A 9980-nucleotide genomic window follows, 5' to 3' on the forward strand; every position below is an offset into this window, starting at 1 on the left:
GCTGCTTGACGAAAACCATAGAGGCACCCCCCCCGGCGGCCGCCGCCTCCGGGGTCCTCCGGCGGCTCGGGGCGACCCGACTCCGGGGCGACACCGCCGCGGACCCTTTACCGGACGGCGGCGGGCCGGCCAGAATGGCGGCATGAGTGTGGAGAACCGTGCCCCGCAGACCGTCACCGTCACCGGCGCCGCCGGCAACATCGGCTACGCCCTGCTCTTCCGCATCGCCGCCGGCCAGATGCTGGGTGAGGACACCCCGGTGCGCCTGCGCCTGCTGGAGGTCCCGGCCGCGCTGAAGGCCGCCGAGGGCACCGCCATGGAGCTCGCCGACTGCGCGTTCGGCCTGCTGGACTCGGTGGATGTCACCGACGACCCGGCCCAGGCCTTCGACGGCACCCACCACGCCCTGCTCGTGGGCGCCCGCCCGCGCACCGCCGGCATGGAGCGCGGCGACCTGCTTCAGGCCAACGGCGGCATCTTCGGCCCGCAGGGCACGGCCATCAACGAGCATGCGGACGACGCGGTCCGCGTAGTCGTGGTCGGCAACCCGGCCAACACCAATGCCCTGATCGCCCAGCAGCATGCCCCGGACGTCCCAGCCTCCCGTTTCACCGCGTTGACCCGCCTGGACCACAACCGCGCCGTCGCCCTTCTGGCCGCGAAGGCCGGCGTGACGGTTGAGGACGTGGACGGCGTGACCATCTGGGGCAACCACTCGGCTACCCAGTTCCCGGACCTCACCCATGCCCGCGTGCGCGTGGACAGTGAGTGGAAGCCAGCCCTCGAGGTGGTGGACAGCGCCTGGACCGGTGACGAGTTCATCCCGCGCGTGGCCCAGCGCGGCGCGGAGATCATCTCCGTGCGCGGCGCCTCCTCGGCAGCCTCCGCCGCGTCGGCGACCATCGACCACATGCGCGACTGGGCCCTGGGCACCGGCAACGCCGCGGACGGCTCCGCCCGCCGCACCTCCGCCGCGATCGTCTCGGACGGCTCCTACGGCGTGCCGGAGGGCCTGATCTCCTCGTTCCCGGTGACCTCGGACGGCGGCGAGTGGCAGATCGTGCAGGACCTGGCCCCGGACGAGGCCGCCCTGCCCGGCGCCGGCGAGCGCCTGGCCGCCACCGTGGCCGAGCTCGAGTCCGAGCGCGACGCCGTGAAGGACCTTGGCCTCATCTGAGCCACCCACCTGACGCTTTCGTTCGGGAAAGTGTCGGGTCCCGGAGCACTTTCGTTCGGGAAAGTGTCGCGTCCCAGGGCGTTTTCGTTCGGGAGAGTGTCGCGTCCCAGGGCGTTTTCGTTCAGGAAAGGGTCGCGTCCCCCGGAACGCTCCGGTCCCGACCGCCTCTATAAGCCGGCCCCACGACGCCGGCCGCTCACCCTGAGAAGGCGAGCGGCCGGCGTCGTTGTCCACGCGTGACGGACCGGACGACTCAGTCGTCCACGAGCTCCGCACGGGTCGGCGGGTCGGCGCCGGGGCGGGACGACGTGATGGCCGCGGCGCGGCAGGCGTAGATCAGCACGGACTCGAGGTCCTGGTGACCGATGGCGTGCAGCTGCTCGCGGTTCTCGGCGCCCAACAGGCAGCGGTCGTTCAAGGCGGCCAGCAGGGCGGCGGTGAAGGAGTCGCCGGCGCCCACCGTGTCCGCGACGTCCACAGGGATGATGGGGCGCTCGTAGTCCTCGTGCGCGGTGACCGCCATGATGTCCTCGGCGCCGCGGGTCATCACCACCAGGGCCGGGCCCATCTGCTGCCAGGCCCGGAGGGAATCGAGCAGCGGACGGTCCGGGTACAGCCAGGCGATGTCCTCGTCCGAGGCGTGCACCACATCCGCCAGGCGCACCGACTCCTCGGCACGGTTCCGGGCGAACTCCCGGTCCGGGACGATGCTCGGGCGCACGTTGGGGTCGTAGCTGAGGGTGGTGGTCGGCTGGAGCAGCTCGAGCAGGCGCATCACCTCGGCGTCGCCGGGGGCGAGCATGGTGGCGATCGACCCGGCGTGCAGGTGGAGCAGGCGGCCCCCGACGTCCCCCTCGTAACGGGAGACGAGCTCGCCGGCGGAGGGGAGGGTCCAGTCGAGGTCGAACTCGTAGCTGGCCGCACCCGTGGGATCCAGGCGGGCGGTCGCCTGGGAGGTGGGCGCCGAGTCGGGGCCGAGGAGGGAACGGACACCGTTGTCACGCAGGTGAGCGGCGATCATCTCGCCGTACTCGTCCGAGCCGTAGCGACCGGCGAACAGCGCCGGCAGGTCCAGGCGGCTCAACCCCACCGCGACGTTGAGGGGGCTGCCGCCGACATGCGCTCGGGGTGTGGCGGTGTCCGAGACCACCACGTCCACGAGGGCCTCGCCAATCACACCGAAGTAGTCAGACACATCTCCACGGTACCCTACGGTCCATGGCCGAACGTGGGCTTTTCCACAGTGCTGGAGCGCTCCACGGCGGCCTCGCACGCCCCGGCGGCGGCTCCACGGAACCCGCCCGGAGGCATCCGTCGTCTCGCCCCTGGAGGACCCGCATGTCCCATCCCCCCGAGCGCACCGCAACGCACCGCGACCCGAACGGCCCGCGCCGCCGCTTCGGCTGGACCGTCCACGGGGACGGCAGGACCATCACCGCCGGCACCGTGGTGGGCCCGCAGGAGCGCCTCAGCTGGGGCCGCACCGTGGGCATCGGCGTGCAGCATGTGATGGCCATGTTCGGCGCCACCGTGCTCGTCCCCGCCCTGACCGGCATGCCGGCCACCACAGCCCTGTTCTTCTCCGGCCTCGGCACCCTGCTGTTCCTGCTGATCACCGGCAACCGCCTGCCGTCCTACCTGGGCTCGTCCTTCGCGTTCATCGCCCCGATCACCGCCGCCGTCTCCATGGCCGGCGTGGGCGCGGCGCTCGGCGGCATCCTGACCGTGGGCGTCCTGCTGGCACTGATCGGCCTGGTGGTGCACCTGGCCGGCACCGGCTGGATCCATGCGCTGATGCCGCCGGCGGTGATGGGCACGATCGTCGCCCTGATCGGCCTGAACCTGGCCGGTTCCACCACGGACGGCATGGTCGAACTGCCGGTGACCACCTTCGGCACCGCCCTGGCGATCGTCCTGTCCGCCGTGCTCTTCCGCGGCCTGCTCGGGCGCCTGTCCATCCTGGTGGGCATCGTGGTCGGGTACCTGCTGGCGCTGGCCCAAGACCAGGTGGACTTCGCCCCGATCGGCGAGGCGGCCGTCGTCGGGCTCCCCGAGTTCCACCTGCCGGAGTTCCGGGCCGAGGTGGTCTTCCTCTTCCTGCCGGTGGTGCTGGTGCTGGTGGCGGAGAACATCGGCCACGTGCGCACCGTGGGCCTGATGACGAAGACCGACCTGGACCCGCTGACCGGCCGCGCCCTCTTCGCCGACGGCCTGGCGACCAGCCTGTCCGGCCTCGGCGGCGGCGTCGGCACCACCACGTACGCGGAGAACATCGGCGTGATGGCGTCCTCCAAGGTCTACTCGACCGCCGCCTACTGGGTGGCCGGCCTGACCGCGCTGGCCCTGGCGTTCTTCCCGAAGTTCGGTGCCGCCGTGGCCACCATCCCGGCCGGTGTGGCCGCGGGTGCGGGCATCGTCCTCTACGGCATGATCGGCGTGATGGGCGTGCGCATCTGGGTGCAGAACCGCGTGGACTTCTCCAACACCATCAACCTCATGACCGCCGGCATCGGCCTGATCATCGCGATCGCCGACCCGGTCCTGATGATCGGCGACCTGGCGTTCGGCGGCATCACCCTCGGCACCATCGCGGCGCTGGGCGTCTACCACCTGATGACCGCGGTGGCGCGGGTGCGCGGCACCGAACCGGTCTCCGAGGACGACCTCGAGGAGTACGAGGCCTCGCAGGCCGGCCGGCTGGGCTGAGGCCAGTGGGTTCCGGGGCCTTCGTTCTCATTCCGGAGCCCTCGTCCTCATCCCGGAGCCCTCGTTCCGATTCGGAGCATGCCTGGCGTGCTCCGAATCGGAACGAGGGCTTCCCCATGACCCCTTCCCGACGACGGCCGGTTCAGTCCGTCAGACCCAGGAACCTCCGCAGCGGCTCGGCTCTCTCGACCTCCACCGTCTCCGGGCCGGGCACGAAGTGCTCGGGCAGCAGCTCGAGCAGGACCATCTCGGAGGGCTCGCCGCGGCATTGCCACTGCTGGCGGCCTGTCTCGCGGTAGCCGACCCTCTGGCTGATCCGCAGGGAGGCGGTGTTGTCCGCCCAGGCCCCGGAAGTGACGACGTCCAGGCCGAGGTGGTCGAACGCAAAGGTGCAGATGGCCTGTCGCATGGCCAGCCCGATGCCCTGCCGCTGGAAGCGCAACCCCAGCCAGGACCCGGACTCCAGGCGGCGGGTGGTGCGCACGTCCTGGCCGTTGAGCGCCTGCATCCCGACGATCTCCCCTCCCCTGCGCACAACGAGTTCGAGCGCGGCGTTCCCCGCTCCGGTACCGGCGAGGGTGCGGCCGAAGAAGCGCATGTAGTTGCCGGGCAGCTCCTCGCTCGGGGCGTCGGTCCACGGGAAGGAGAACGGCATGACGGCGGGGTCGTGGATGCCGGTCTCCACCAGGGCGACCACCTCGGGCACGTCGGCCTCGCGCAGAGCGGTCATGGTCAGCTCACCGGCCCGGATGACGAGTCCGTAGGGCGGCCAGATCTCCGCGATGCTGCGGGGCCTCTCGGCGATGCTGCATGTCATGGCCCGAGTGTAGTGCGAGGATCCACGCCGAGCCTCCGTCGAGCCTCCGTCGAGCCTTCGGCAGGCCCGATTCTAAAGCCCTCGTTCCGATCCAGAGCTCGTCTCGCATACTCCGGATCGGAACGAAGGCCGGTGCAGTCCTCCGACGGAGCGCTCGATCCGTTCGAGAGCACGCCTCGCAGGCTCCGGATCGGATCGAAGACCCGCCGGGCGGCGCTGGCGCTGCCGACCCGCCCGGTCCCCTTGCCCCCGCGCTCAGCGCGAGCTGCCGCTCCTGCGACCACGGCTCACGCCCACGAAGCCCTGCACGAGGGCCGAGTCGGATTCCTTGAGCCAGGCCAGCCCGACGTCCCAGCCGGGGTGACGGTCATCGCCGTCCACGTGGTCACCGGTGACGCCAAACGGCTCGTTTGCACGTGCGGGCTCCATGCCGGCCTCCTCGGCGGCGAGCTCTGCTGCCGTCGCCACCGCCTCGCGTTCGGCCCGGGACATGCCGACCACCTCGTCCAGCGAGGACTCCAGCGGCAGCACCACCACGTCCTTCCGACCGAACATGCGGGCCACGGACTGCGGCAGCACCACGTGCCCGGCGCCGGAGGCCACGATCTCCAGTGCCATCCGCTCCCCCGCTCCCGGGGTCTCCGGGGCGTCCATGGGGTTGGGGGCCGACGACGCAGGCGGTGAGACAGACGTGCGGGGAGTGCCGTCGTCGCCGGACTCGACGCTTTCCCGAACGAAAGCGCCCTGGGACTCGACGCTTTCCCGAACGAAAACGCCAGGGGCCGGGTCAGGGGCGGGCGCAGGGGTCGGTGCGAACGTCGCCGGGTCCATCGCCTCGGCCGGATCGAGCTCGGCCGTCGGCACGGGGCCGTCGGCCTCGACGTCCCAGGCGGCCAGCAGGTGCTCCCGCCCGACGCACACCACCGGCAGCTCCGAGTACACGCGCACCACGTGCACGCGCCGTGGGTCCACGCCGGCCTCGCCCAACACGTCCTCCACGCTGCGATCCCGGCGCCACCGCACGTACCCCAGCTGCGGCAGCGGGTGCAGGGCGAACCCGTGCTCGTCGTGCCGCAGATGATCGCACTGCTGGGACTCGTCGTGGTTCACCAGCTGCACCACACGCTCGCGCGAGGTGAACCGCTCCACCCACTTGGACGGCGTCGCACCGGGCACGGTGGCCAGGAACAGCGTCTCGGGCGGCGGTGCCTCCCACCGCGCCTTCCTGCGTCCCGACGACGGCCCCGCGCCTGACGCCCGCCCGGCACCTGACCCGCGCGGCGCGCCCTTCGCGCCACTTCGGCCAGACGCTCCGCCTCGGCCGGACGAGCCGCCCCGGCCGTCGGACCGACCGGAGGCGCCGGAACGGCCTCGGCCGCCGGCGCCTCCGCGGGATCCTCTCCGGCTCAGCGGACCTTCTCCTTCAGGAAGTCCACGGCACGGCCCCAGGCCTGCTTCGCCTCAGCCTCCTGGTAGTTGCCGGCGGGGTTCTCGTCGTTGTGGAAGGCGTGGTCGGCGTCGTAGTAGAAGAACTCGACCTCGGCACCGGACTCCTCGCGGATCTGCTGCTCCTGCTTCCGGGCCTGGTCCACGGGGAACATCTGGTCCTTCTCCGCGTAGTGGCCCTGCACGGCGGCCTTGATGCCCTTGAAGGAGCCGGGCACGCCCTGGCCCACGCCGTAGAACGGGACGGCGGCGGAGACCTTCTCGCCCTGCTGCTCGGCCAGGGACAGCACGAAGCCGCCACCCATGCAGAATCCGATGGCGCCGACGGTCTCGGACGTCACCTCGTCCAGGGACAGCAGGTGGTCCACGGCGGCGCCGAGCTGGCGGGCGCCCTCCTCGGCGGGGAGGTTCTCCATCATCTCGCCGGCCTCGTCGCCGTCGTGGGCGATCCAGCCGCCGAACAGGTCCGGGGCGAGGGCCACGAAGCCCTGCTCGGCGAGGCGGTCGCAGACGTCGCGCATGTGGCGGGTCAGGCCCCACCACTCCTGGATGACGATCACGCCCGGTCCCTTGCCGGACTCCGGGAACGCGATGTAGCCGTGGCCGGTCTGGTCGTCGCCCGTCTCCTTGGTGGGCAGGTCGAACGACGTGTTCTGGTACGGGGTCTTCGATGCCATCATCATGATCCCCACCCTAGGTCCGGTCCGGGCCGCACCGCGAGGGCTCTCGCCCCGGGCGGATCACCCCTCGGCGTCGTCCTCCGAATCCTCCGAATCCTCGGAGTCCTCCTCGGAGCCGCCGGCGCGCGGGCCGGCGCCGTCGGTGTCGTCGTAGATGTCGATGGTGCCGCCGTAGTTGGCCACCCAGACCTCTCCGGAGGGCTTGTCATAGGTGATGCCGATGGTGTTCACGCCCGCCGGCGCCGTGCCGAGGATCTCGAGGGTCTCGGCGTCGATCTTGCTCACCGTGGAGTCGTAGTAGTTGACCACGTACAGGGCCGTGCCGTCGGCGGAGATGTCCATGGAGCGCGGCTCGTCCCCGGCCGGGGCGCTGGCGATGACCTCGCCGGTCTCCGCGTCCATCTTCACGATTTCGTCCGCGCCGGAGAGCGTCATGTAGAGGGTCTTGCCGTCCGGGGACAGGGTCAGGTGACGCGGGTTGGCACCGGTGTGCATGACCACCTCGGAAGTCCCCTTCTCCAGGTCCACGCGGTAGAGCTTGTCCGCCCACATGGCGGTGGCGTAGGCGGTCTTGTTGTCCGGCAGTACGACGATGCCGCGGGGCATGGTGTCCAGCGGAATGGTGTGCTCGGTCTCGCCGGAAGCCGTGTCGATGACGGTCATGTTCGAGTCGCACCAGTTGGTGACCAGCAGGCGGGACTCGTCCGGGGACAGAGCCAGGTACTTGGGCACCCGACCCACACGGTAGGCGGCGTCCCAGTCCTTCTCCTCCACCGAGTACCGGTAGACGAGGGAGGGGGCGATGTCCGAGCCGGCGGTGCAGTTGTCGTCCGGCGCGGTGCCCACGGGGTACAGGCCGTACTGGGTGACGTAGGCGTGCTCGCCGTCCTTGGTCCAGGTGGCCTCGACCGGGGCGCCGCTGACCTCGTCGGGCAGGCCCTCGACGCCCAGCTCGGCCGGGTTCACGGTGTCGTCCAGGGTCTGGAAGACCTTGCGGGTCGCGGTGTCGAAGAGCACGACGTTGTGCTGGTAGACCACGTTGTTGGCGATCATCAGCCCGTGCTGGTTGGAGACCACGGACTTCGGCTCGACGCCGACGTCCCTGAGGGTCTCCATGTGGGTCAGCGTGGTGGTGTTGGACGCCGGGAAGTCGGCCGGGTCCACGGAGTCCGACTCCTCGGCCCCTCCCTTGCCGTCCTTGTCTTCGCCGTCCTTGTCCTCGCCGTCCTTGTCTTCGCCGTCCTTGTCCCCGCCGGAGTCGTCTGCACCGTCGTCGCCGTCCGAGGAGGCGTCGGCCTCGCCGTCCTTGTCCGAGGAGGCGGAACCGTCGTCGTCCTGCCCACCGTCACCGGTGCCGCCGTCCTGGGTGCCGGAGGCCGTGGCGGCGCTGCCCTGATCGTCCGGGGAGTCGCCGTCCGTCCCGGCGCATCCGGTGAGCAGCAGGCCCACGGTGAGCAGGGCGGCGGCAGACCGCAGGACCCGCGGACGGGCAGCTGCGGCCTGCCTCAGCGCAGCCGGCTCCGCCGCGAGGTCGGTGGCGTCAGGGACGATGGGCAGTTGGGACATGGGATCTCCGGGGGCTGAGGAAGGGCAGGCACATGCAATGGCCTGGACAGACACAACCTCAGCATAGCGAAGCCGACGCCGGCGGGAGCCGGAGAAGACCGGCTCAGCTCTCCTGCGGAAGGACGAAGGCGGCGGAGATCTCGAGCTTCACGGCATCCGAGACGAGCACGCCGCCGGCCTCGAGTGCGGCGTTCCAGGTGAGGCCGAACTCCTTGCGGGAGATCTCTCCCCGGGCCTCGAAGCCGACTCGGGTGGCACCGAAGGCGTCCACGGCCTGTCCGCCGAGCTCCGCCTGCAGCTCGACGGAGCGGGTGACGCCATGCAGAGTCAGCTCGCCGCTGAGGGTGAAGGACTCCTCGGTGCCGGTCACGCCGGTGGAGCGGAAGGTCATCTGCGGGAACTGCTCGACGTCGAAGAAGTCGGCCGAGCGCAGGTGGCCGTCGCGCTGCTCGTTGCCGGAGTCGATCGAGGCGACGCCGACCGTCGCCTCCACGGAGGAGGCGGTGAAGTCGTCGGCGAGGACGAGCTCGCCGGAGACGTCGCCGAAGGTGCCGCGCACCTTGGAGATGCCGGCGTGACGGACCACGAAGTCCACGTCGGTGTGGGCGGGATCGAGGGTCCAGGTTCCGGTGGTGAGGGTGGAGTTGCTCATGGGTCTTTCCTTCGCGGGTAGAGGCCGCCGGCTGGGTGTGGCGGTTCTGCGGGCGGCGCAGGGAAGTGCGCCGGGGACGGCGGGGCGCCGCCCCATCTGCTTCAAGTTTGAACTATCTGTCCGAAGGGCGCAACCGGGCCGGGGAGAACACCGACACGCAAGGTCATGAAGATGACGGGGCCCACATCCGGCCCTGTGACGACGGCGCGGTGATCGCGGACCGGGCGGGCCGGTGGCCGCGGACGTCGAGCAGGACGTCTCGGTCTCGTTCGGCCGGCACCGCCGCCGTCGGAACCCGCACACGACAAAGGCCCCGGATCGGTGATCCGGGGCCTTGTCCTCGTGGTGCGCGAGGGGGGGACTTGAACTGACCTCGACCCCCTCGCACCGTGAATCTCGACAGGGCGTTGTGCCGCATAAAATTAACGATCTATGGCATTTGGCCTGTGGATAACTCCACTACGATACGCCGAGCTACAGGTTGCTTAGCACTTTCGTTAGCACTTTTCGCGACTCCGGCGACGCCAGCGTCATGGAGAAGGCTGAACCAGGAGCCAACAAGACCGCCGGATTTGCCTAGAACATAGAGCAGAGTGCTGTGTCCACCGTTCACCTAACGGATGCCGATTTTATAGATCAGCTGCGGCTGCGCCCCTCGATCACTCGGACAAATCGATCTACGTAGTTCTGCAGGAACGTAACGGTGGACTCACGGACGATCGTGTCACCTTCTGCGAAGAGTTCTGGCGACTGAGAGAGGAACACCTCGGGCTGCCCCACGGTCGGCATGTCGAAGTAGGACAGCGCGAGCCGCAGATTCTTCTGGGAGGAGTAGCCGCCCATGCGCCCGACGGAGTGGCTGATGATCCCGACCGGGAGGCCTTTCCAGGCGACGTCGCTGTTAGGTGTAGGAGGGCATGACGTTGTTGACTCGGG

General features: G+C 70.2%; 9 protein-coding genes. 2 read left to right on the forward strand and 7 right to left on the reverse strand.

The features are described from left to right. Nucleotides 1–142: 142 nt before the first annotated feature. Complete coding sequence (locus HMPREF2863_RS03030) at nt 143–1177, forward strand: malate dehydrogenase (protein ID WP_070637826.1); 1035 nt, start codon at nt 143–145, stop codon at nt 1175–1177. Between the two features lie 253 nt (nt 1178–1430). On the opposite strand, the gene HMPREF2863_RS03035 is transcribed toward HMPREF2863_RS03030, so the two are convergent. Next, on the reverse strand, nt 1431–2372 hold the full coding sequence (locus HMPREF2863_RS03035; RefSeq protein WP_245232093.1) for a carbohydrate kinase family protein: 942 nt from the start codon (nt 2370–2372) through the stop codon (nt 1431–1433). A gap of 143 nt (nt 2373–2515) precedes the next feature. Between HMPREF2863_RS03035 and HMPREF2863_RS03040 the strand changes: the two genes are divergently transcribed. Next, nucleotides 2516–3883: a uracil-xanthine permease family protein gene (locus tag HMPREF2863_RS03040; RefSeq protein WP_067191448.1), complete on the forward strand. Its 1368-nt coding sequence runs from the start codon at nt 2516–2518 to the stop codon at nt 3881–3883. A 142-nt stretch (nt 3884–4025) separates the two neighbouring features. Here HMPREF2863_RS03040 and HMPREF2863_RS03045 read toward each other — a convergent pair whose 3' ends face one another. The 6 genes from HMPREF2863_RS03045 to HMPREF2863_RS03070 form a co-directional block, all read right to left on the reverse strand. Continuing rightward, nucleotides 4026–4700: a GNAT family N-acetyltransferase gene (locus HMPREF2863_RS03045; RefSeq protein ID WP_070637828.1), complete on the reverse strand. Its 675-nt coding sequence runs from the start codon at nt 4698–4700 to the stop codon at nt 4026–4028. 255 nt (nt 4701–4955) lie between these two features. Further along, a complete protein-coding gene (locus HMPREF2863_RS03050) occupies nt 4956–5876 on the reverse strand; it encodes a hypothetical protein (protein ID WP_070637830.1) in 921 nt (306 codons plus the stop codon). Nucleotides 5877–6106: 230 nt separating this feature from the next. Next, a complete protein-coding gene (locus HMPREF2863_RS03055) occupies nt 6107–6826 on the reverse strand; it encodes a dienelactone hydrolase family protein (protein ID WP_070637835.1) in 720 nt (239 codons plus the stop codon). Between the two features lie 60 nt (nt 6827–6886). Further along, nucleotides 6887–8392, reverse strand: coding sequence for a YncE family protein (locus tag HMPREF2863_RS03060; protein WP_070637832.1), 1506 nt, complete (start codon nt 8390–8392; stop codon nt 6887–6889). Between the two features lie 103 nt (nt 8393–8495). Beyond that, entirely contained in the window at nt 8496–9044 is a 549-nt protein-coding gene (locus HMPREF2863_RS03065; protein WP_067191440.1) for a YceI family protein, read from the reverse strand. A 636-nt stretch (nt 9045–9680) separates the two neighbouring features. Then, the coding region (locus HMPREF2863_RS03070; protein ID WP_371327614.1) for an NADPH-dependent FMN reductase at nt 9681–9980 on the reverse strand (300 nt) is incomplete at its 5' end.

It is taken from the genome of Micrococcus sp. HMSC067E09 (assembly GCF_001812555.1).
In the GTDB taxonomy this organism is placed as follows: domain Bacteria; phylum Actinomycetota; class Actinomycetes; order Actinomycetales; family Micrococcaceae; genus Micrococcus; species Micrococcus lylae.